Raw genomic sequence first — 21854 nt, 5'->3', positions numbered from 1 at the left:
TCATGGCCTTTATGACCCCCGTCGAGTGGCAGCAGTGCAGCGAGGAGCAGCAGCAGGCGCTGCTGCAGCGTCCGGCTATCGCCGCCTCCGAGGCGATTAGCGCCACGGTGCGCGAGGTGCTGGATCAGGTGAAAAGTAACGGCGACGCGGCGCTGCGTGCGTTCAGCGCGCGCTTCGACAAGGCGCAGGTAGAGGCGCTGCGCGTGACGCCCGAGCAGATCGCCGCCGCCGGCGCGCGGCTGAGCGACGAGCTGAAACAGGCGATGGCCGTCGCCGTCGCCAATATCGAAACCTTCCACAACGCGCAGCAGCTGGCGACCGTGGACGTTGAAACCCAGCCTGGCGTGCGCTGCCAGCAGATCACCCGGCCGGTGCGGTCGGTCGGCCTCTATATTCCTGGCGGCTCCGCCCCGCTCTTCTCCACCGTGCTGATGCTGGCCACCCCGGCGCGCATCGCCGGCTGCGGCCGCGTGGCGCTCTGCTCGCCGCCGCCCATCGCCGACGAGATACTCTATGCGGCGCAGCTGTGCGGCGTCGAAGAGGTGTTTCAGGTCGGCGGCGCGCAGGCGATCGCCGCCCTCGCCTTCGGCACAGAGAGCGTGCCGAAGGTCGACAAGATCTTTGGACCAGGCAACGCGTATGTCACCGAGGCGAAGCGCCAGGTGAGCCAGCGCCTCGACGGCGCGGCGATCGATATGCCCGCCGGTCCGTCGGAAGTGCTGGTGATCGCCGACGAGGGCGCGACGCCCGCTTTTGTCGCCTCCGATCTGCTGTCGCAGGCGGAGCACGGCCCCGACTCCCAGGTGATCCTGCTGACGCCGTCGCTGACGCTGGCGCAGCAGGTCGCGGAGGCGGTAGAGACGCAGCTGCAGGCGCTGCCGCGCGCCGCCACCGCCCGTCAGGCGCTGGCGAGCAGCCGCCTGATTGTGGCGCGCGACCTGGAGGCGTGCGTGGCGATCTCCAACCAGTATGGCCCGGAGCACCTGATTATTCAGACGCGCCAGCCGCGCGATCTGGTCGAGGCGATCACCAGCGCCGGTTCGGTGTTCCTTGGCGACTGGTCGCCGGAGTCGGCGGGCGATTACGCCTCCGGCACCAACCATGTGCTGCCGACCTACGGCTACACCGCCACCAGCTCCAGCCTCGGCCTCGCCGATTTTCAGAAGCGCATGACGGTGCAGGAGCTGACGCCGCAGGGCTTCCTCAACCTCGCCGCCACCATTGAGACGCTGGCCGCCGCCGAGCAGCTGGAGGCCCACAAAAACGCCGTTACCCTGCGCGTCGCCGCGCTGAAAGAGGAGCAGGCATGAGCCGGAATATTGAAGAGCTGGCGCGCGACAACGTGCGCGCCCTGACGCCCTACCTGTCTGCGCGCCGCCTCGGCGGCAACGGCGACGTCTGGCTTAACGCCAACGAATTTCCGCTGCCGGTGCCTTTCGAGCTGTCGCAGCAGACGCTGAACCGCTACCCGGAGTGCCAGCCGAAGATCGTGATTGAGCGCTACGCCGCTTACGCCGGGCTGCAGCCGGAGCAGGTGCTGGTGAGCCGCGGCGCCGACGAGGGCATTGAGCTGGTGATGCGCGCCTTCTGCGAGCCGGGCAAAGACGCCATTCTGTTCTGCCCGCCAACCTACGGCATGTACAGCGTCAGCGCCGAAACCATCGGCATTGAATACCGCACCGTGCCCGCGCTGGAGAACTGGCAGCTGAATCTGCCGGCTATCGCCGAACAGCTCGACGGCGTGAAAGTGGTCTATATGTGCAGCCCCAACAACCCGACCGGCAACCTGATCGACCCGGACGATATCCGCGCGCTGCTTGAAATGACTGCCGGAAAAGCGCTGGTGGTGGCGGATGAGGCCTATATTGAATTCTGTCCGCAGGCGACGTTGAGCGGCTGGCTAAAAGATTATCCGCATCTGGTGATCCTGCGCACGCTGTCAAAGGCGTTTGCGCTGGCCGGCCTGCGCTGCGGCTTTACGCTGGCGAATAAGCCAGTCATCGATCTGCTGATGAAGGTGATCGCGCCCTATCCGCTGGCGACGCCGGTCGCCGACGTTGCCGGTCAGGCGCTGAGCGATCAGGGCATCGCGCTGATGCAGCAGCACGTCGCCGAGCTGAACGCCAGCCGCGCCTGGCTGCTGGAGCAGCTGCCCCAGCTCAGCCTGGTGCAGCAGGTCTTCCCAAGTGAAACCAACTATATTCTGGCGCGCTTTACTGATTCGCCTGCGGTGTTTAAATCCCTGTGGGAACAGGGCATTATTCTGCGCGACCAGAACAAAAATCCGGGCCTTGCGGGATGCCTGCGCATCTCAATCGGCACGCGTGAAGAGTGCGAGCGCCTGATCGCCGCGTTACAGGCTTTATCTGTGGAGAGAGCATGAGTCAGAAGACCCTTTTTATCGATCGCGACGGCACCCTTATCGCCGAGCCGCCTGAAGATTTTCAGGTGGATCGCCTGGAGAAGCTGGCGTTTGAAGCCAACGTTATTCCGGCGCTGCTGGCGCTGCAAAACGCCGGCTACCGGCTGGTGATGATCACCAACCAGGATGGGCTGGGCACCAGCAGCTTCCCGCAGGCGGATTTCGACGGCCCGCAAAACCTGATGATGCAGGTGTTCACCTCGCAGGGGATCCATTTTGACGACGTGCTGATCTGCCCGCACAAGCCGGAAGATAACTGCGACTGCCGCAAGCCGAAGACCAAAATGGTCGAGGCGTGGCTGGCGCAGGGCGCCATCGACGTGGCGAACAGCTATGTGATCGGCGACCGGCTGACCGATATCCAGCTGGCGCAGAATATGGGGATCCAGGGCATCCGCTTCGGCCGCGAAGGCGAGGACTGGAACGCGATTCAGGCGCGCCTGACCAAACGCGATCGCCATGCGCTGGTCAACCGCAACACCAAAGAGACGCAGATTCAGGTCGAGGTGTGGCTGGACCGCGAAGGCAACAGCAAAATCAACACCGGCGTCGGCTTCTTTGACCATATGCTGGACCAGATCGCGGTGCACGGCGGCTTCCGCATGAACATCGAGGTGAAAGGCGATCTCTATATCGACGATCACCACACCATCGAAGACACCGGGCTGGCGCTCGGCGAGGCGCTGCTGAAGGCGCTGGGCGACAAGCGCGGCATCGGCCGCTTCGGCTTCGTGCTGCCGATGGATGAGTGCCTGGCGCGCTGCGCGCTCGATATCTCCGGCCGTCCGCACCTCGAGTTCAAGGCGGAGTTCAACTATCAGCGCGTCGGCGACATGAGCACCGAGATGGTAGAGCACTTCTTCAGCTCGCTCTCCTACGCCATGATGAGCACCCTGCACCTGAAAACCAAAGGTAAAAACGATCATCACCGCGTGGAGAGCCTGTTTAAGGCCTTTGGCCGCACGCTGCGCCAGGCGATCCGCGTTGAGGGCAACACCCTGCCCAGCTCGAAAGGAGTGCTGTAAATGAACGTGGTGATCCTCGATACCGGCTGCGCCAACCTCTCGTCGGTGAAATGGGCGGTTGAGCGCCTCGGCTACACGCCCGACGTCAGCCGCGATCCTGACGTGGTGCTGCGCGCCGACAAGCTGTTCTTGCCAGGCGTCGGCACCGCGCGCGCGGCGATGAACCAGCTGGAAGAGCGCGATCTGGTCGACCTGATCAAAGCCTGCACCCAGCCGGTGCTCGGCATCTGCCTCGGCATGCAGCTGCTCGGCAGCAGCAGTGAAGAGAACGGCGGTATCCCCACCCTCGGCATCATCGACGCCGAATGCGGGCTAATGGACACGCGCGGCCTGCCGCTGCCGCATATGGGCTGGAACCAGATTACCGCCCAGGCGGGCAACCATCTGTTTCGCGGCATCGACGAAGAGAGCTACTTCTACTTCGTGCACAGCTACGCCATGCCGGTCAACGCCAGCACCATCGCCCAGTGCGATTACGGCCAGCCCTTCACCGCGGCGGTGCAGAAAGATAACTTCTTCGGCGTGCAGTTCCACCCTGAGCGCTCCGGCAAAGCGGGCGCGCAGCTGCTGAAAAACTTCCTGGAGATGTGATGATTATCCCCGCGTTAGATTTGATTGACGGCAAAGTGGTGCGCCTGCATCAGGGCGACTACGGCCAGCAGCGCGACTACGGCAGCGATCCGCTGCCGCGCCTGCAGGATTACGCCAGCCAGGGCGCGACGGTGCTGCACCTGGTGGACCTGACCGGCGCGAAGGATCCGGCAAAGCGCCAGATCCCGCTGCTGAAAACGCTGCTTAACGGCGTTGAAGCGATCGTGCAGGTCGGCGGTGGCATCCGCACGCGCGACGACGTAAAAGCGCTGCTCGACGCCGGCGCCAGCCGCGTGGTGGTCGGCTCGACGGCGGTAAAAGCGCCGGAAGAAGTGAAAAAATGGTTCAGCGAGTTCGGCGCCGAGGCGATCGTGCTGGCGCTGGATGTGCGCATCGATGCGGCGAACCGCAAAGAGATTGCCATCAGCGGCTGGCAGGAAGCGGCCGGCGTCACGCTGGAAGAGGTGATCGCGCAGTTTGCGCCGGTGGGCCTGAAGCATGTGCTCTGCACCGACATTTCGCGCGACGGCACCCTGAGCGGCTCCAACGTCGCGCTCTATAAGGAAGTGACCGCGCGCTATCCCGAGATTGCGTTTCAGTCCTCCGGCGGCATTGGCAACATTGAGGATATCGCGGCGCTGCGCGACAGCGGCGTACAAGGCGTGATCGTCGGACGCGCGCTGCTCGAAGGTAAATTCACGGTTTCGGAGGCTATCGCATGCTGGCAAAACGCATAATCCCCTGTCTTGACGTGCGCGACGGACAGGTCGTCAAGGGCGTGCAGTTCCGCAATCACGAGATCATCGGCGACATCGTGCCGCTGGCGCAGCGCTATGCGCAGGAAGGCGCGGACGAGCTGGTGTTCTACGATATCACCGCCTCCAGCGACGGCCGCGTGGTCGACAAAAGCTGGGTGTCGCGCGTGGCGGAGGTGATCGACATTCCCTTCTGCGTGGCGGGCGGCATTAAAAGCGAAGAGGACGCGGCGCGCATTCTGGAGTTCGGCGCCGATAAAATCTCCGTCAACTCGCCAGCGCTGGCCGATCCCGAGCTGATCACTCGCCTGGCGGATCGCTTTGGCGTGCAGTGCATCGTGGTGGGCATCGACACCTGGTTTGACGAGGCGAGCGGCAAATATCACGTTAACCAGTACACCGGCGACGAAGCGCGCACCCGCGTCACCCAGTGGGAAACCCTGGAGTGGGTGCAGGAGGTGCAGAAGCGCGGCGCAGGAGAGATCGTGCTGAACATGATGAACCAGGACGGCGTGCGCAACGGCTACGACCTGGTGCAGCTGCAAAAAGTGCGCGAGGTGTGCAAGGTGCCGCTGATCGCCTCCGGCGGCGCGGGCACGATGCAGCACTTCCTCGACGCCTTTGAGCAGGCGAACGTCGACGGCGCGCTGGCCGCCTCGGTGTTCCACAAGCAAATTATCAATATCGGCGAGCTGAAAAGCTTTCTGAAAGAGAACGGAGTGGAGATTCGCGCGTGTTAACTGAAGAGCAACTGGCCCAGCTTGACTGGGTCAAAACCGAGGGCATGATGCCCGCTATCGTGCAGCACAGCGTCTCCGGCGAAGTGCTGATGCACGGCTATATGGATCAGGCGGCGCTGGCGAAAACCTGCAGCGAAGGCAACGTCACCTTTTTCTCGCGCACCAAGCAGCGTCTCTGGACCAAAGGCGAGACCTCCGGCCACTTTCTGCGCGTCGTCAGCATTACGCCGGACTGCGACAACGACACGCTGCTGGTGCTGGCCGATCCCATCGGACCGACCTGCCATCGCGGCACCTCAAGCTGCTTTTCGCCCGCCGCGCCCGACTGGGTGTTTCTGCATCAGCTAGAGCAGCTGCTGGCGTCGCGCAAAAGCGCCGATCCCGCCAGCTCCTACACCGCGCAGCTCTATGCCAGCGGCACCAAGCGCATCGCGCAGAAGGTGGGCGAAGAAGGCGTTGAGACCGCGCTGGCGGCAACGGTCAACGATCGTCATGAGTTGACCAACGAGGCCTCTGATTTGCTCTATCACCTGCTGGTGCTACTGCAGGATCAGGATCTCGACCTCAGCGCCATTATCAATAACCTGCGCGCGCGCCATAAGTAGCGGTGCAATATGTTGCTCAATATCGGCTGGTAACGCGAATATTGAGCAACATACTTCTCATTTTCAGGACCCGGCGATGACCACCCATGACAAACTGATCGCCCTGCTGGAGCAGCATCAGGCGCGCTATCGGCTGATGGCGCATGAAGCGACCGGCAAATGCGAAGCGGTAGCGGCGATCCGCGGCACTGAACTCGGCCAGGGCGCGAAGGCGCTGGTGTGTCACGTTAAAGGCAACGGCGTGAAACAGCATGTGCTGGCGGTGCTGCCCGCTGACCAACAGGCGGATCTAGCGCGCGTGGCGCAAGCGGTCGGCGGTCGCCGCGCCTCGCTCGCCAGCCCGGCGGAAGTAGATATGCTGACCGGCTGCGTGTTTGGCGCCATACCGCCCTTCTCGTTTCATCCCGATCTCCAGCTGGTGGTCGATCCGCTGCTGTTTGCGCGCTTTGATGAAATCGCCTTCAACGCCGGACGGCTGGATTTGTCGATGGTTTTGCACACGGAAGATTATCGCCGCCTCTGCAATGCTAACGTAGTGAAAATAATCCAGTAATTGTCATCGTGGTGGCAGGCAGGTACTCTGCTTGATTCAACATCACGATAAAAGAAGAGATTATGGCTACTCCTGGTTTCTCCCGTCTGCGCGCGGCGCTGATGACCGCCGTGCTGGCAGGCTGCGCCTTTGGCGCGCAGGCAAAAATTGAACAAGTCCGCTTCGCGGTCGATCCTACCTATCCGCCGTTTGAGTCCAAAACCCCGCAGGGCAAGCTGGTCGGTTTCGATATCGATCTGGGCAACGCGCTCTGCCAGCAGATGCAGGCGAAGTGCGTCTGGGTGGAAAGCCAGTTCGACGGCATGATCCCGGCGCTGAAGGCGCGCAAGTTCGACGCGATCCTGTCAGATATGGGCATCACCGAAGAGCGCCTGAAGCAGATCGACTTCACCGTGCCGCTCTATGACACCCATACCCAGCTGATTGCGCGTAAAGGCTCTGGCCTGCTGCCGACCGCCGAGTCGCTGAAAGGCAAAACTGTCGGCGTGGAGCAAGGCACGGTGCAGGAGCGCTACGCGCGCGCCAAATGGCAGCCGTTCGGCGTGAACGTGGTGCCCTATGGCGATCAGGCGCAGGTAGAGAGCGACCTGGTGTCCGGCCGTCTCGATGCGGTGTTCACCGATGCGGCGCAGGCGGCAATCGGCTTCCTGAAGCATCCGCAGGGCAAAGATTTTGAGCTGGCTGGCCCAATTGTGCAGGATCCGATTATTGGCCCCGGCACCGCCATCGGCCTGCGTAAAGGCGACGCCGAGCTGAAGACCGCGCTGGATAACGCCTTCGCCGAAATCAAAAAGAACGGCACCTTCGACAAGATCCAGAAGCAGTATTTCGCGACTGACATCTCCATCAAGCAGTAACCCCGAGGCGGCCCGAGTGGTCGCCCGCTTTGATTCGGCACTATACTTTTCTTCATTTCCGGGGTGCGACCCGCGCCCCCTCTTAAATGACAGGACAATCAGCGCCCCATGCATCAACAACATCATCCTCTTATCAGCGCCTCGCTGGGCACTCAGCGCGAAATCGTCAGCTTCCACTTCGGCGAAGAGAAATATAAACAGGTTTATATTCAGGCCTCTCTGCACGGCGACGAGATCCCCGGCATGGCGGTTGCCTGGTTTCTGAAGCAGAAACTGATGGCGCTGGAGTCCGCTGGCAGGCTGCGCGCCGGCTTTACCCTGGTGCCGGTGGCCAACCCGCTGGCGCTGAGCCAGCACTGGCACGGCACGCATCTCGGACGCTTCCACAGCGAGTCGGGCCAGGACTTTAACCGTCGCTTTCCTGCGCTGGGCGAGAAGCTGGCGGCGGAGCTGGCCAGTTCGCTGACGCCGAACGAAGGCGACAACAAGCGGCTGATCCGCGACGCTATCGATCGTCACTATCGCGATGTGATCGCCAAAACCGAGCTGGAGGCGCAGCGCTTTACCCTGATGCGCATGGCGAGTCAGGCGGATCTGATGATTGATTTGCACTGCGACTGGGAAGCATTGCCTCATCTCTACACCACGCCGCACGCCTGGCCCGATATCGAGCCGCTGGCGCGCTGGCTGGGTAGCGAAGTGCAGCTGCTGGCGCAGATTTCCGGCGGCGAGCCGTTCGACGAAGCATGCTGCGAACCCTGGCTGACGCTGGCTGAGCGCTTTGGCGACAAATACCCGATGCCACGCGGCCTGCTGCCGGTGACGCTGGAGCTGCGCGGACTGCGCGACGTCGATCCCGATCAGGCGGAACAGGATGCGGATGCGATTATCAGCGCACTGCGCGAAAGCGGCTATATCGCCGCGGAGAATCCGTCGGTGTCGGTGGAAGTGGCCGCGCCGGTGATTGGCGGCGACGAGCTGGCGCTGGTCACGGCTAACGCCGAGGATATCGCAGGCATGGCGGAGAGCAGCGCCGCGGCGAGCGCGCTGGAGGCGGTGGATATGCCGGAAGAGATGAGCGTGATTAAGCAGCGTCATACCGAAGGCGCTGGCGCGGTCTCCCCTGCCCTTAAGCATCCTGCGACGCCGCTGGCGGGCTGTGAGTATATTCACTCGCCGGTTTCCGGGCTGATTTTGCATCGCAAGAAGCTGGGTGCGCATATCCGTCCGGGCGAAGTAGTGGCTGAGGTGGTGGATCCGGTGACGGACTTTGTAACGCCGCTGGTGGCGGAGTATGGCGGCGTGCTCTATGCGCGACACTGGGCGAAGTTTGCCACGGCGGGCATGCTGGTGATCAGGCTGGCGGGAGAAGATGAGGTCAGGAGCGGGGATTTGCTGGTGGGGTGAAGCTTACCCCACTCAACAACAAAGCATTAAGGCAATTGTTTCTTTTTAAATACAAACAAACTTGAAGTGGTAAAATTAACGGCCAAGCCGCATATACTTCCTATAGCAACTGCAAAAACAGGATAAGTAGCCATCAGCGAAGAGTAAAAAACTGAGATACTATAGCTTGAATAGTTGACCACACCACCAATTAGCATAAAGGCAAGATAATTCAAAAATTCCTTGCCTTTATTATTGGCTGCAGCTTCTTCTTTAAATGTAAGACGTCTATTCAAAAACCATGTAGCAAAGACGGCAACTGAAAAGGAAATAGCTCTCGCTAAATACAATCCTAACAATTCTTTAAATAAATATAAAAACAAAGTATCAATTAAAAAACCAGCTGTGCCTACCAAAGCAAAATAAAAGAACTTTAACATTTTAAGACCTTATCTTAAAAAAAAGCTGGCCCGTTAAATCAGGCCAGCAATAGCCTACTTAAAATTCACGAACAGGGGGTGCATACCAACCTGATCGAACCAATTTATACCTTCTTCTACCGGAAGAATTGCTATAGAGCTATTTTTATCAAAGTCTTCTGGAAGAGTAAACTTAACTTGGTTCTCGCCGCCATTCGCGTGGAGATAAGGCATATCAACTCTTAAATAATCAACATTTTTAAGGTGATTTTCACTATCATAAAGCCTAATCCCAATATTTATAACATTAAAGGTTCCATAACCAATATTTAAATCAGATTCATTTTTAAGTGAAACAGTGACAGACCACTTTTTTGTATTTTCATCGAAAGATGGTGAAGATACCAAACTTAATTTTATACGGTCCTTTATCTTTTGTGAAATACCAACTTCTGAAACATTTCCAATGGTCGCCCACAGTTTAGTTTGTAGATTAAGCTCGCACATACCCGACTCAATCTCATGCTTTGTTAAATAATGAGCTATCCTTGCTCTATAACTTTGCAAGGGATCTCTTGCAAAGTCCCAGTCTTTTGGGTTAAAAGTAGAAAAACCATTTATAGTGCGCAGCGCAAAAATCTCTGAAATAAGCATTGCATCTACATTATGAGGATACAAACTGAGATCTATATTTTTATTATTTATATCGAATTCGTTTTCTCTTTGCCCGATAACATAAAAAGCCTTACAATTTTTAGGTGGCGCTGGGATAGATTTGAAAAAACTCAACTGACTGTTTCTATCCAAGTTAGCACTTGATGCCAAATTCACTTGCTCCAGTAATAAGATCCCCCCTATTAGGAACATTAAGAATTTTGGCAAGCGCACTATATACCCAGAAAGAAAAGATGCAGCTAAAATACTTAAAGGGAAGATAAGAAAAAGTGCATATCTTGAAGTAACCCTCATACCTTTGGCGCCCGGAATATACCGCCAAATATACTCCCATAAGAAAAAATCATTATATTTTATCATCACTATTAATGATAAAAAAAGAGAAGAAACAAGACATTTTAAAAGAGAAAATTTTAAATCTTTATTTTTATTAAAAATTAAGGCAAAAAAGGAAATGATGAGAAGTAAAGCAATAAGCCATGGAAAACCAATATTCAGTTCACCAACCCTTTGAACATCAGGAAAATAACTGGAAAAAATATAATCTGATAAATCCCCATACAGCAGATTATGTTTTCCTGGGTCAAGCAAGTTGCCGATTTGTGGTGCATAATATGTAACTGAAAAAAGATCCTGGCCTCCAGTTTCTTTAGCCTTAGGTAAATAAACTTTTAAAAAAGGAATAATACTTACGCACAGAACTACCAATGGTACTAAAATAGCAAGTACGCTTGGCTTTTTAACCCTCTCTTTTAAAACTCTAAAATTTATAAAAACTAGAGGTAGAGAACAGAAAACAAACATAATAAAAAAAAGTATATAGAACCATGCCATATAATAAGTCGTTATTAACCAGGCAGAAAGCAATACTGCTGCCAAAGATCCTTTTAATATTGATTTTTTTAGGCTACTTTCACAAAGTGCATCTACATAATCATAAATTAAAATTGTCATTAGTGGTGCGAAAGCAATGCTTAGCAATTGGGCATGATGCATTTGCATTGTAAGTGCATTACTTAAAGTAAAAATAGCTGCACCACAAACTGATGCTTTAAATCCAAGCTTTAACTTATTATGACTTAGATAATAAAATGATATAAAACCTATAATTTTTAAAGTTAGGTTTACAAATTCTGAGGAAAGAAAAACATCAGCACCCAGGAGTCTATAGATACTGAATATAACTCCATAAATAAAATAGCCATCATTATAACCCAATGTATCACTATAGGGATAGAAATAGCCCACTTGATCCCATTTTGAATGCCCAGCAAAAACATTATACCAATGCTGCAAAATGCTAGTTTCAATTAACCCATCAAAGCGACTTCCTATTAAAAACCCGAAGGCTGTATGAAGCTGCTTATCAAATATAACGCATAAGGAAATAAATAATGCTGTAAGCAAAACAACAGCTCGGATATCTTTTTTTTGCATAACACTCATTTTAAATCCATTAAAAATGTTTTACTGGAATAGATAAATAGGCAAGCCGCTTCATTTCACGGCGTCCTATCGTAACACTCTCAAGAATCAAGCCTGTTACGAAAGAAATTGCTGATAAGATTATTAAACCTGTAGATAAAATAGCTGTAGGTAAGCGCGGAACTAGACCCGTCTCAAAATAGTAACTAGCCAAGGGGATTGCTATTAATATACCTGAAATGCTGAATAGAATAGCAAGCAGTCCATAAAATATTAAAGGTCTTTCGCTTGAATAGAGCTTGATAATCATTTTTGCAATGCGAATACCGTCTCTGTAAGTATTTAGCTTGCTAGCCGATCCTTCCATCCTTGCACCGTAGGGCGTATCGAATTCATCATAGGGCATGCGTAGTTCAAGAGCATGAACAGTCAGCTCGGTTTCTGTCTCAAATCCTTTGGCCATTGCAGGAAAAGATTTAACATACCTTTTGGAAAAAACACGATATCCAGAAAGCATATCAGTAAATTTTCCGCCAAATATACTTTTCACGCAACCCGTAAGCATTTTATTACCCAATGTATGGCCGGGACGATATGCTTCTTTATCTTCATGTTTTCTGACTCCAACAACCATATCGAGTTGTTCAGAAATCAATTTTTCTATCATTCGGGGAGCACAGGAAGCATCATATGTAGCGTCGCCATCGACCATAACATATATGTCTGCGGTAATATCAGCGAACATGCGCCTTACAACATTGCCCTTACCCTGATTTTTTACGGAATAAACTACTGCTCCCGCATCAGAAGCATTTTTAACAGTATCATCAGAGGAATTATTGTCGAAAACATAAATATTTGCAGAAGGTAAATGAAAAGTGAAATCCTATACAACCTTGCTAATTGACACGCCTTCGTTATAACAAGGAATTACTACAGCGATATTACAATCATCGAATTGCATCTTGTTTCCCTACTTAAACTAGTATTTAATCAATAACATTGACATTAATATTTACAATACCAATACCTAATAGCCTCAAATCTTGTCCCATGCCTAAGCTTTTGGGGCTTGTTGGGTTAGGCAAAAATATATCAATTTGTTGTCCTTTTTGCTCAGTATAAAATTCTAGAGACTGGACTGTATCATCTTGCTTTAAAATTAAAACTTTAGCGACACCACCATATTCAACCTTTATATCTTTATCAATATTAGGGCCAAATGCATGCGCCTGGAGTGTCAATATAAAATGACGCGGCAATTCAGACAAAAATTTTATAGAAACATGATCTGATTGTTGAGCGTCCGACCATCTCCCCCAAGCTTCATAATGCGACATTCCTGAAATTTCATCGACAAAGTCAGGCAAAGCTTCTTTTCGGAAATCAATAGTAAAACTTTTGCTTGTTAAATTGAGATCATTCAACTGACCGTTTTCAACCTTGCCAATAAAACGAGAAAAGGATGGAAAAAGGATTTTATTACCATACCCGCTTAAATGATCTCCATCAAAGAAAAGCGGCTTACCATTTTTGTATGCATTACATTCTTTATCATTACATAATAAAGGTAAAGGATCCCAAACTGATACAGGCATTACCTTACCTAATTCTGCATAACTTTCTAACACAGGGGCTCGATATCTTTCAATCAAGTCTCTTGATATAGTATCTCCACCTTTACAGATTGGATTATCCTTATCATACCAGTCCGCACAGCGGTAAACAGGTATCTTGTACAAAGGCTTTGGAGCCTCGAAAACAATATGAACACCTTTATCAGCTAAAGGTTTCAACACTTTTTCTGCATACTGGATAGTGCGTTTACGACCTTCATCTGCCTGGCTGCTAAAAAGTATCTCATTATGTCCCTCATCTCCAAAATAAGCCCACTGGTCAACGAATCTTGGCAGCCTCAACGAGGCTAAAAAAAGCACATCACCAGGACGAATTTTGTTATTGATATCCGATAAAGACGCATCAGTATATTGGCGGCAAGCAGGAACATCTAAATCTCTGTTTGGAGTAAAGCTTAAGAAAGGACAACCACCATTATTGTATGCATACACTTCACTGCCTGTTTTTATTGCATAATTTTTGAAAACAGATGAGTAAGCAAGCGCGTGTGAATCGCCAATAACGAAAATACGGTGAGAACTAGTTTTTGCTGGGTTTACGCAACCTTTAACTTTATAAACTAGTAAAAGACCACCTTCTACATCATTGTGTTCAGGTTCTGCATTGCAGCCAGGGTAACCCTCGACTACCCCGCTCCCTTCTGGATACCAATCTTGAGGATTTTTTAAAAGGACACTTTGCGAGATGTTAACAGCGTTAGCATTGATATTGTCAGTAGCGTAATATGCGACCCCGATAAATAATAGCCCAGAAAATAATACACTCCAGTTATTTTGCCTTGCTATAAAACGTGAAGCACGAATCGGCCTTTCAACTAAATAAAAAGAAACCAATGAAAAGATAAGTGTTGCACCAAGTGCAGCTAGCTGATGATTAATGGCTTCGAGACCACAAGTCCACCTAAAAATCACAAAGACTGGCCAATGCCAAAGATATAGTGAAAATGATAACTTACCAATATAACATAACATCGAGTTGCCCCAAATTTTGCTGGCAACTGCTGATTCTGCTCTATTATAAAATCCAAATAAAACCCCCAGCGTACTTAGTGTCGCCAGCAATGCTCCTGGCATGGGGAAATTATTTGTTTTAGTTAGATAGAATGACGATAAAAGTAATAATGTAGAGCAAATTCCTATGCACTCGCGGAAATTTGCTATCCACTTTTTCTTTTCCAGTTTTTTTTGATAAATTGAAATAAGTTGAAAAAGAAGCACGCCTGCCGACAATTCCCAAAACCTACTCAACGTCGAATAGTATGCCTGGGTAGGAGAGCTCTGGGATAAATTAAAAGAATAAATTACAGATGCCACCCCTAGAATTAAATAAATAGCTGCTGAAGCAAATTTATTTTTATTTGAGAGCCAGAATATATAAAGGAAAGGGAAGATTAAATAAAACTGCTCTTCAACCCCCAAAGGGCTTTGTTGAATAAATCAGATTTCGGGTAAGTCTCCCCCGTAGCGGGTTGTGTTTTCAGGCAATACGCACGCTTTCAGGCATACCTGCTTTCGTCATTTTGTTCAGCGCTCGTACCAGGGCCATAGCCTCTGCAACCTGACCATCGTAGTCACGCAGTGTCAGTGAACCCCCGAACAGCTGTTTTACCCGGTACATCGCCGTTTCCGCTATCGAGCGACGGTTGTAATCTGTTGTCCATTTCCACCGCGCATTACTCCCGGTCATTCGCTGATTAGCCACTGCACGGTTACGGTCTGCATATTCACCGGGCCAGTAACCCGCACCTTTTCGGGGAGGGATAAGCGCGCTGATTTTCTTACGCCGCAGTTCATCGTGACATAGCCGGGTATCGTAAGCGCCATCGGCGGCGGCTGACCTGATTTTCCGGTGGGTTTGCCGGATTAACCCGGGGAAGGCCTCTGAGTCCGTAACGTTGTTCAGCGACAGGTCAGCGCAGATGATTTCATGTGTTTTACTGTCAACGGCGAGATGCAGCTTACGCCAGATACGGCGGCGTTCCTGGCCATGCTTTTTGACTTTCCACTCGCCTTCACCGAAGACCTTCAGCCCGGTGGAATCAATTACCAGGTGTGCGATTTCACCCCGGGTGGGCGTTTTGAAACTGACATTAACCGACTTTGCCCGCCTGCTGACACAGCTGTAATCCGGGCAGCGTAGCGGAACGTTCATCAGAGAAAAAATGGAATCAATAAAGCCCTGCGCAGCGCGCAGGGTCAGCCTGAATACGCGTTTAATGACCAGCACAGTCGTGATGGCAAGGTCAGAATAGCGCTGAGGTCTGCCTCGTGAAGAAGGTGTTGCTGACTCATACCAGGCCTGAATAGCTTCATCATCCAGCCAGAAAGTTATGGAGCCACGGTTGATGAGGGCTTTATTGTAGGTGGGCCAGTTGGTGATTTTGAACTTTTGCTTTGCCACGGAACGGTCTGCGTTGTCGGGAAGATACGTGATCTGATCCTTCAACTCAGCAAAAGTTCGATTTATTCAACAAAGCCCCCCCAAAGACCAAGTATGGGTAAATGGATTGAAGTCAGTTGTTGGAGCAAAGTAGTCTCTTCCAGACGATGCTAATATTATATTGCTAAAACCGAAGTAAGCATATAAACCAGTTGTTTGATTTACATAACTTAGCCATGAGCCTGGTATGAAGATTGTGGAAAAAAAAGAAACCACTACAAGCATAAACACTAATGCTGGAAATATTCTTTTTATGCGGCGGCTATAAAAAGCGCTAAAGAATTGAAGAATCGAAACTCCTTTTAAAGCCGATACTGATGCGCTAACTATAAAACCAGAAATAATAAAAAACACATCAACACCTACAAAACCACCAGGCATTAATGCTGAGTCAAGATGAAAGAATATAACAGAAAGTACCGCCAGGGCTCTAATCCCATCGATAAAGGGGTAGTATGGTATATGTTTATTTAATTTTTCATTTATCATTTTTAGCCACCAAAAAAATCCTTTTTGAAAAAATAACACAAACAAAACCCGGCGTATGCCGGGCTGTATTTTTTAAATTAATACAAATTTATTCAAGCCACTCTGTGTGGAACACACCGTCTTTATCGATGCGCTTGTAAGTATGCGCGCCGAAGTAGTCGCGCTGTGCCTGAATCAGGTTGGCAGGCAGCACTTCTGAACGGTAGCTGTCGTAGTAAGCGATAGCGGCAGAGAAGGTCGGCGTCGGGATACCGTTCTGCACAGCGTAGGCAACCACATCGCGCAGCGCCTGCTGATATTCGTCAGCGATATTCTTGAAGTACGGTGCCAGCAGCAGGTTCGCGATGTTAGCGTTTTCGGCGTAGGCATCGGTAATTTTCTGCAGGAACTGGGCGCGGATGATGCAGCCAGCACGGAAAATTTTAGCGATTTCACCGTAGTGCAGATCCCAGTTGTATTGCTCGGAAGCCGCACGCAGCTGTGAGAAGCCCTGCGCGTAGGAAACGATTTTTCCCAGGTAGAGCGCACGACGCACTTTCTCTACGAATTCTGCTTTGTCGCCGGTGAACGCCTGCGCCTGTGGTCCGCTCAGCACTTTAGAGGCTGCAACGCGCTGCGTCTTCAGAGAAGAGAGGTAACGAGCGAATACGGATTCAGTGATCAGTGACAGCGGCTCGCCGAGATCCAGTGAACTCTGGCTGGTCCATTTACCAGTGCCTTTGTTAGCCGCTTCATCCAGAATGACGTCAACCAGGTAGTTACCCTCTTCATCTTTCTTGGTGAAGATATCCTTGGTGATGTCGATCAGGTAGCTGCTCAGCTCGCCGTTATTCCACTCGGTGAAGGTTTTGGCCAGCTCTTCATTGCTTAGACCCAGCGCGCCTTTAAGCAGTGCATATGCTTCGGCAATTAGCTGCATATCGCCATATTCGATGCCGTTGTGCACCATTTTCACATAGTGACCTGCGCCGTCCGGACCAATGTAAGTCACGCAGGCTTCGCCGTCTTCCGCGCGCGCAGCGATTTTGTCCAGAATCGGGGCAACCAGCTCATAGGCTTCTTTCTGACCGCCAGGCATAATAGACGGGCCTTTCAGCGCACCCTCTTCACCGCCGGAAACGCCGGTACCGATGAAATTGAAGCCCTGCTCAGACAGCTCTTTGTTACGACGGATGGTGTCTTTATAGAAGGTGTTGCCGCCGTCGATCAGGATGTCGCCTTTGTCGAGATGCGGAGTCAGGGAAGCGATAGTTTTATCAGTCGCTTCGCCCGCCTGTACCATCAGAAGGATACGGCGCGGCTTTTCCAGCGAGTCGACAAACTCTTCGATGGTGTAGTAAGGCGCGAGTTTCTTGCCCTGATTTTCAGCGATGACTTCATCAGTCTTTTCGCGTGAACGGTTAAAGATAGAGACGGTATAACCACGGCTTTCAATGTTGAGAGCCAGGTTACGGCCCATAACGGCCATACCTACAACGCCGATCTGTTGCTTGGACATTACATACTCCTGTCTATGGTCTCGCAGAATGTTACCAGTAACACTCTTCACTAAGTGATCGATATGTTAACTCAGGATTGCCGATAAGAGGTAATGATTGGTGCGATAGCTGACTGAAAAAATATGAAAAAAAATCACAAACTTAACAGGGATTTATAGATATTATTATAACTAGTGACCATCTTTTGGGCAGTAAAAAGCGACTCAAATCGATCATGAGCCGCTTCGCCATAGCGTTTAGCCTGCTCGGGATTGAACCAGATTTCATCCATTGCCCTACGTAAGGCAACGGGATCCGAAGGCGGCACGACAAGCCCTGTTTGTTGATGAATATTGATATAGGTTGTTCCGGTGCCTATCTCGCTTGAGATGAGCGGCTTAGAATAAAGCGCGCCTTCCAGCAGCGAAATGCCAAATGCTTCTGAGCGCAAGTGCGAAGGAAAAACCAGACAGGTGCTTAGCTGTAGCAAGGCTGCTTTATCGCTGTCTCCAAGTGCGCCAAGGAAATGAATATTATCTACTGAAAGCTTTTGAGCCTGTGCTTTCAGTTCCGCTTCAATGGGGCCTGCACCTACTACAACAATGGGGTAGCGACTGTTTTGAGCCGCTTCGATTAAAATATGTAATCCTTTGTAATAGCGGAAGGTGCCAATAAAAAGGAAAAATCCCTGAGGGAATCGTGATTTCCATCTTTCAAGCACCGCTACGTCATTATTTTGATAAAAGTTCTTATCCAGCCCGTAAGGAATGACATCCACTTTGTCTTTAAATTGTTGTAACGTGGGGCTGCTTTCAACGTAATTTGGCGAAGCCGCAACAATTCGGTCCACTGATTTAAGGAAACGATTCATCAATGGCGAGTAGAGTTTAAGCAACAGTTTTTGCTTCACAATATCAGAATGATAACTCACCACTGAAGGTTTTTTAATACCGGCTGCAAAATGCATAAAATCCATAAAAGGATAGGGAAAGTGATAATGGATAATATCTGCCGACTTTGCCAGTTCTTTGAATGTTTTTACTGCATTGAAAGAAAAGGGGGTCGATGCAAACTCGCAAATTGTTTTTACCCGATGGATAGTATGATGATCAAGTATTGAAACTTCTTCGTCATAAGCCGGGCTGTGGGTCAAAACAGTAGAGCGTATATTTTCTCTGATTCCACCCTCGGCAAGCTGATAGATGACCTGCTCTATGCCGCCAAAGGTGTCAGGATAATAGGTTTTATAACAATGTAGGACATTGATCATATAAATTTAGCAACCTGTTCATAGGCTTCTATTGTTTTATCTGCACAGAGTGACCATGAGAACTGCTGAGCCTGAGCAAGCCCTGATGATATCATTGCCTGCTTTCTTACAGCATCGTCTGTCATACTCTGAAGATAAGCTGTCAACGTTTCAACATCCTGGGGCGCATGCATTAATGCCGCATCGCCGACTACTTCAGGAAGAGAAGTAGCGTTGGAACAAATAACTGGCGTACCTGACGCCATAGCTTCCAGCACGGGCAACCCAAAACCTTCATAGATTGAAGGGAAGACAAAGCTGGTCGCCGCGCTGTAGAGAATGGGGAGGTCCTTACCGGCGACAAATCCCAGATATTTCAACCACCCCTCTCTTTCGCCTTTATCAAAAAGCCGAAAAAGCTCTGTGTTATCCCATCCTTTATAGCCGCTTATTACCAGAGGGTAATTTTTCTTTATGGCGGCGGGTAGACGATCATATGCTTGCAATAAGGTAAGAATATTTTTTCTTGGCTCGATGGTGCCAGTATAGAGGAAAAAATGGCGCCATTTGAGTTGATAAACATCTAATACAGCTTGTGCTTCAGCTTCGATACGAGGATGAAATAATGCATTGCATGCTAAAGGAGCAACGGCAATTCTTTCTTCAGGCAAATCGAAAAACTCGATTAACTCACGCTTAGTATAGTGTGAATCTGTAATTAGCATGGCGGCGCGAGAAACTGTCTTGCGCAACTCTTTTTGCATTAAATGCACACGACCTGCTGGGTGAAATTGAGGCCAGTGAAAAACCGACAAATCATGAAACGTCGCCACGCAGTGTTTGACGCCTGGCGGCAAATAGTAGTTAGGGCTGTGGAAAATATGATCGCTATAAGCACGAAGCGACCATGTTTTCAGTAGTGGAAAGGTAAGCCGATAAATCTCACTAACTGTTCTACTATTTTGCAGCTTTCTTTTCAAAGACTGGACCGACTGGGCAGATTCACTGGCTACCGCCAGTGAATCACGCACTTTAGTCCCATGTAGCCAGGTCAGCGCTATCTTATCTTCACGCTGCTGCAATTCGCGTGCAAGTTCAAACGCATAACGGCCAATGCCCGTTAAAGGGTATTTAATACAGTCCGTGGAAAATACGACGTTCAGCTTTACGCTTCTAGCATCCATTTCAGAGTTTCCCTCAGCGGAATGGGATGAAGCTGGTGTTGCGTCAACTGATTAAGCAGACTGATATCACCGCAAAGCTCTTTAATTTCATTTGCTCTGACAAATTGCGGATTGACTTCGATTCGAATCGAGTGGCCGGTAAGCTCTTCACACAGAGAAATGACTTCACGAAGAGAATGCATTTCACCCGAAGCAACATTAACGGTCATACCGAATGCCGTAGAGCTGAGTAAGGCTGCATAGCTTTTGACAAGATAGCGTACATCTGAGAAGTCGCGCCACACATCAATATTGCCTAACTCAATCACTTCTTTTCGTGCTCTGAAGTGGCTAACGATTTTCGGGATCAAAAAGTTTTCCGCTTGTCCAACACCGGTGTAATTGAAGGGCCGAGCAAGGATCAAAGGCAACTTGTCCTGAAACAGTCGGGACACATACTCCATTGCTAGTTTGCTGACCGCGTAGTCGTTGGCGGGGTTAGCAGGCGTCTCTTCGCCAAGTTTACCTGGCGTATTGTTGCCATAAACATTTGCACTACTTGCAACCAATACGGCTTCTGGCTTTCTATCGCCATCCGCTAGCGCTTGTAGCAGGTTACGCGTACCCGACAGATTAACGTCATAAAAGGCATTGGGGTTCGCATGACCGACAAAGGCTATCGCCGCAAGATGGACAACAACATCCGGCGCTATACAGTCTACAGCATGTTTGACTTGTGCAGCATCAGTCAGGTCGACCTGAAAATAGTGACCATCTTGTTGAGAGGACGAAGAGCCAAGGCCAAATATTTCATATCCGGCAGCGGATAATTCCGCTGCCATATAATGGCCAGTAAAGCCCTTGATACCAGTGATCAATGCTTTTTTGCCATTAGTCATATTAGAAAGAGAACCCTTGTTTGTTACGACGCAGATCCTCTTCAACCATCATGGCGCACAGCTCTTCAAGCGTAGTTTTAGGTTCCCAGCCGAGGATATCTTTCGCGCGCTGTGGGTTGCCGATTAACAGTTCAACTTCCGCTGGGCGATAGAATTTTGGATTAACTTTTACCACCACTTTACCAGTTGCAACGTCAATCGCGACCTCTTGCTCTTCTTTACCTTCAAAGCGCAGCTCGATACCCGCTGCTTTGAACGCAATTGAGACGAAATCACGCACTGTTTCGGTACGATTGGTTGCCAGCACAAAGGTATCAGGCTCATCAGCCTGCAGCATCAGCCACATACCTTCTACATACTCTTTAGCAAAGCCCCAGTCACGCTTCGCATCCATATTGCCTAATTCAAGCACATCAAGTTTACCCAGCTTAATTTTGGCAACAGAGTCGGTAATTTTACGCGTGACGAACTCCTGACCGCGCAGAGGAGACTCATGGTTAAACAGGATACCGCTTGATGCAAAGATATCGTAACTTTCGCGGTAATTGATTGTCATCCAGTGAGCGTAAAGCTTGGCAACGCCATACGGGCTACGCGGATAGAACGGGGTATCTTCTTTCTGCGGAATTGCCTGCACCTTACCAAACATCTCAGAAGTCGATGCCTGGTAGAAACGAATCTTAGGATTAACGATACGAATCGCTTCCAGCAGGTTTACAGGGCCAATACCTGTGATTTCCGCGGTGGTCAGCGGCTGATCAAATGAAACGCCAACAAAGCTTTGGGCAGCCAGGTTATAAACTTCTGTGGCGCCGCTTTGCTGAAGCAGACGAATGCTGGAAGAAAGATCGGTCAGATCGTACTCAACTAAATGCAGATTAGGATTATTTTTAATACCTAACTCTTCAATACGCCAAAAATTGACGGAACTGGTGCGACGATAGGTACCATAGACTTCATAACCTTTATTTAGTAACAACTCAGCTAAATATGCGCCGTCCTGTCCAGTGATACCCGTAATTACAGCTGATTTCATGATATGTATA

21 protein-coding genes are annotated in these 21854 nt (G+C 50.6%); 10 read left to right on the top strand and 11 right to left on the bottom strand.

The window, feature by feature from the left end:
• The first annotated feature begins 2 nt into the window (after window positions 1–2).
• The 10 genes from hisD to MC269_RS06400 all read left to right on the top strand — a co-directional run bounded on the left by hisD (window position 3) and on the right by MC269_RS06400 (window position 8955).
• Complete coding sequence (hisD, locus tag MC269_RS06445; protein ID WP_239954502.1) at window positions 3–1310, top strand: histidinol dehydrogenase; 1308 nt, start codon at window positions 3–5, stop codon at window positions 1308–1310.
• Window positions 1307–2383 (top strand): histidinol-phosphate transaminase, encoded by a 1077-nt coding sequence (hisC, locus tag MC269_RS06440; protein WP_239954501.1) that lies wholly within the window; start codon window positions 1307–1309, stop codon window positions 2381–2383. Before hisD ends, hisC begins: the two co-directional genes overlap by 4 nt.
• Complete coding sequence (hisB, locus tag MC269_RS06435) at window positions 2380–3447, top strand: bifunctional histidinol-phosphatase/imidazoleglycerol-phosphate dehydratase HisB (RefSeq protein ID WP_081139884.1); 1068 nt, start codon at window positions 2380–2382, stop codon at window positions 3445–3447. The genes hisC and hisB overlap by 4 nt, the downstream gene beginning before the upstream one ends.
• Window positions 3448–4038, top strand: coding sequence for an imidazole glycerol phosphate synthase subunit HisH (gene hisH / locus MC269_RS06430; protein WP_239954500.1), 591 nt, complete (start codon window positions 3448–3450; stop codon window positions 4036–4038).
• Window positions 4038–4775, top strand: coding sequence for a 1-(5-phosphoribosyl)-5-[(5-phosphoribosylamino)methylideneamino]imidazole-4-carboxamide isomerase (hisA, locus tag MC269_RS06425; protein ID WP_239954499.1), 738 nt, complete (start codon window positions 4038–4040; stop codon window positions 4773–4775). The genes hisH and hisA overlap by 1 nt, the downstream gene beginning before the upstream one ends.
• The gene (hisF, locus tag MC269_RS06420; protein ID WP_081139877.1) at window positions 4757–5533 is read left to right on the top strand and encodes an imidazole glycerol phosphate synthase subunit HisF; all 777 of its coding nucleotides are present in this window, start codon (window positions 4757–4759) and stop codon (window positions 5531–5533) included. Before hisA ends, hisF begins: the two co-directional genes overlap by 19 nt.
• Window positions 5527–6138: a bifunctional phosphoribosyl-AMP cyclohydrolase/phosphoribosyl-ATP diphosphatase HisIE gene (gene hisIE / locus MC269_RS06415; RefSeq protein WP_239954498.1), complete on the top strand. Its 612-nt coding sequence runs from the start codon at window positions 5527–5529 to the stop codon at window positions 6136–6138. Before hisF ends, hisIE begins: the two co-directional genes overlap by 7 nt.
• A 76-nt stretch (window positions 6139–6214) precedes the next feature.
• The gene (locus MC269_RS06410; RefSeq protein WP_239954497.1) at window positions 6215–6691 is read left to right on the top strand and encodes a YbaK/prolyl-tRNA synthetase associated domain-containing protein; all 477 of its coding nucleotides are present in this window, start codon (window positions 6215–6217) and stop codon (window positions 6689–6691) included.
• Between the two features lie 62 nt (window positions 6692–6753).
• Window positions 6754–7548 carry an ABC transporter substrate-binding protein gene (locus MC269_RS06405; RefSeq protein ID WP_081139867.1) on the top strand — a complete coding sequence of 265 codons (795 nt, stop codon included), beginning with the start codon at window positions 6754–6756 and terminating at the stop codon, window positions 7546–7548.
• A 108-nt stretch (window positions 7549–7656) separates the two neighbouring features.
• Window positions 7657–8955: a succinylglutamate desuccinylase/aspartoacylase family protein gene (locus tag MC269_RS06400; protein ID WP_081139864.1), complete on the top strand. Its 1299-nt coding sequence runs from the start codon at window positions 7657–7659 to the stop codon at window positions 8953–8955.
• A gap of 26 nt (window positions 8956–8981) precedes the next feature.
• Here MC269_RS06400 and MC269_RS06395 read toward each other — a convergent pair whose 3' ends face one another.
• From MC269_RS06395 to gmd, 11 genes are all read right to left on the bottom strand, one after another.
• A complete protein-coding gene (locus MC269_RS06395; RefSeq protein WP_239954495.1) occupies window positions 8982–9374 on the bottom strand; it encodes a GtrA family protein in 393 nt (130 codons plus the stop codon).
• Between the two features lie 54 nt (window positions 9375–9428).
• On the bottom strand, window positions 9429–11474 hold the full coding sequence (locus MC269_RS06390) for a YfhO family protein (protein WP_239954494.1): 2046 nt from the start codon (window positions 11472–11474) through the stop codon (window positions 9429–9431).
• A gap of 10 nt (window positions 11475–11484) precedes the next feature.
• Window positions 11485–12309 (bottom strand): glycosyltransferase family 2 protein, encoded by an 825-nt coding sequence (locus MC269_RS06385; protein ID WP_371824376.1) that lies wholly within the window; start codon window positions 12307–12309, stop codon window positions 11485–11487.
• Between the two features lie 133 nt (window positions 12310–12442).
• Window positions 12443–14509, bottom strand: a complete 2067-nt coding sequence (locus MC269_RS06380) for an SGNH hydrolase domain-containing protein (RefSeq protein WP_239954493.1) — start codon at window positions 14507–14509, stop codon at window positions 12443–12445.
• Between the two features lie 58 nt (window positions 14510–14567).
• A complete protein-coding gene (locus MC269_RS06375; protein WP_000654812.1) occupies window positions 14568–15536 on the bottom strand; it encodes an IS5-like element IS903B family transposase in 969 nt (322 codons plus the stop codon).
• Window positions 15537–15557: 21 nt separating this feature from the next.
• A complete protein-coding gene (locus MC269_RS06370; RefSeq protein ID WP_239954492.1) occupies window positions 15558–16058 on the bottom strand; it encodes an acyltransferase in 501 nt (166 codons plus the stop codon).
• Between the two features lie 49 nt (window positions 16059–16107).
• Complete coding sequence (gene gndA / locus MC269_RS06365) at window positions 16108–17517, bottom strand: NADP-dependent phosphogluconate dehydrogenase (RefSeq protein ID WP_239954491.1); 1410 nt, start codon at window positions 17515–17517, stop codon at window positions 16108–16110.
• 134 nt (window positions 17518–17651) lie between these two features.
• Complete coding sequence (locus MC269_RS06360) at window positions 17652–18767, bottom strand: glycosyltransferase family 4 protein (protein WP_305802680.1); 1116 nt, start codon at window positions 18765–18767, stop codon at window positions 17652–17654.
• Complete coding sequence (locus MC269_RS06355) at window positions 18764–19930, bottom strand: glycosyltransferase family 1 protein (protein ID WP_239954490.1); 1167 nt, start codon at window positions 19928–19930, stop codon at window positions 18764–18766. Before MC269_RS06355 ends, MC269_RS06360 begins: the two co-directional genes overlap by 4 nt.
• A complete protein-coding gene (locus MC269_RS06350; protein ID WP_239954489.1) occupies window positions 19912–20808 on the bottom strand; it encodes a GDP-mannose 4,6-dehydratase in 897 nt (298 codons plus the stop codon). Before MC269_RS06350 ends, MC269_RS06355 begins: the two co-directional genes overlap by 19 nt.
• Window position 20809: 1 nt before the next feature.
• Complete coding sequence (gene gmd, locus MC269_RS06345) at window positions 20810–21844, bottom strand: GDP-mannose 4,6-dehydratase (protein WP_239954488.1); 1035 nt, start codon at window positions 21842–21844, stop codon at window positions 20810–20812.
• Window positions 21845–21854: the final 10 nt, after the last annotated feature.

This window comes from Pantoea sp. Z09 (assembly GCF_022394795.1).
Lineage (GTDB): Bacteria > Pseudomonadota > Gammaproteobacteria > Enterobacterales > Enterobacteriaceae > Pantoea > Pantoea latae.
The sequence above is the reverse complement of the archived record's forward strand: the minus strand, read 5'-3'. Positions and strand labels throughout refer to the sequence as shown.

Bases quoted from the DNA above. Each gene is read 5' to 3' on its own strand.
- hisD (WP_239954502.1), top strand. From the start codon at position 3: ATGGCCTTTATGACCCCCGTCGAGTGGCAGCAGTGCAGCGAGGAGCAG.
- hisC (WP_239954501.1), top strand. From the start codon at position 1,307: ATGAGCCGGAATATTGAAGAGCTGGCGCGCGACAACGTGCGCGCCCTG.
- hisB (WP_081139884.1), top strand. From the start codon at position 2,380: ATGAGTCAGAAGACCCTTTTTATCGATCGCGACGGCACCCTTATCGCC.
- hisH (WP_239954500.1), top strand. From the start codon at position 3,448: ATGAACGTGGTGATCCTCGATACCGGCTGCGCCAACCTCTCGTCGGTG.
- hisA (WP_239954499.1), top strand. From the start codon at position 4,038: ATGATTATCCCCGCGTTAGATTTGATTGACGGCAAAGTGGTGCGCCTG.
- hisF (WP_081139877.1), top strand. From the start codon at position 4,757: ATGCTGGCAAAACGCATAATCCCCTGTCTTGACGTGCGCGACGGACAG.
- MC269_RS06410 (WP_239954497.1), top strand. From the start codon at position 6,215: ATGACCACCCATGACAAACTGATCGCCCTGCTGGAGCAGCATCAGGCG.
- MC269_RS06405 (WP_081139867.1), top strand. From the start codon at position 6,754: ATGGCTACTCCTGGTTTCTCCCGTCTGCGCGCGGCGCTGATGACCGCC.
- MC269_RS06400 (WP_081139864.1), top strand. From the start codon at position 7,657: ATGCATCAACAACATCATCCTCTTATCAGCGCCTCGCTGGGCACTCAG.
- MC269_RS06395 (WP_239954495.1), bottom strand. From the start codon at position 9,374: ATGTTAAAGTTCTTTTATTTTGCTTTGGTAGGCACAGCTGGTTTTTTA.
- MC269_RS06390 (WP_239954494.1), bottom strand. From the start codon at position 11,474: ATGAGTGTTATGCAAAAAAAAGATATCCGAGCTGTTGTTTTGCTTACA.
- gndA (WP_239954491.1), bottom strand. From the start codon at position 17,517: ATGTCCAAGCAACAGATCGGCGTTGTAGGTATGGCCGTTATGGGCCGT.
- MC269_RS06360 (WP_305802680.1), bottom strand. From the start codon at position 18,767: ATGATCAATGTCCTACATTGTTATAAAACCTATTATCCTGACACCTTT.
- MC269_RS06355 (WP_239954490.1), bottom strand. From the start codon at position 19,930: ATGGATGCTAGAAGCGTAAAGCTGAACGTCGTATTTTCCACGGACTGT.
- MC269_RS06350 (WP_239954489.1), bottom strand. From the start codon at position 20,808: ATGACTAATGGCAAAAAAGCATTGATCACTGGTATCAAGGGCTTTACT.
- gmd (WP_239954488.1), bottom strand. From the start codon at position 21,844: ATGAAATCAGCTGTAATTACGGGTATCACTGGACAGGACGGCGCATAT.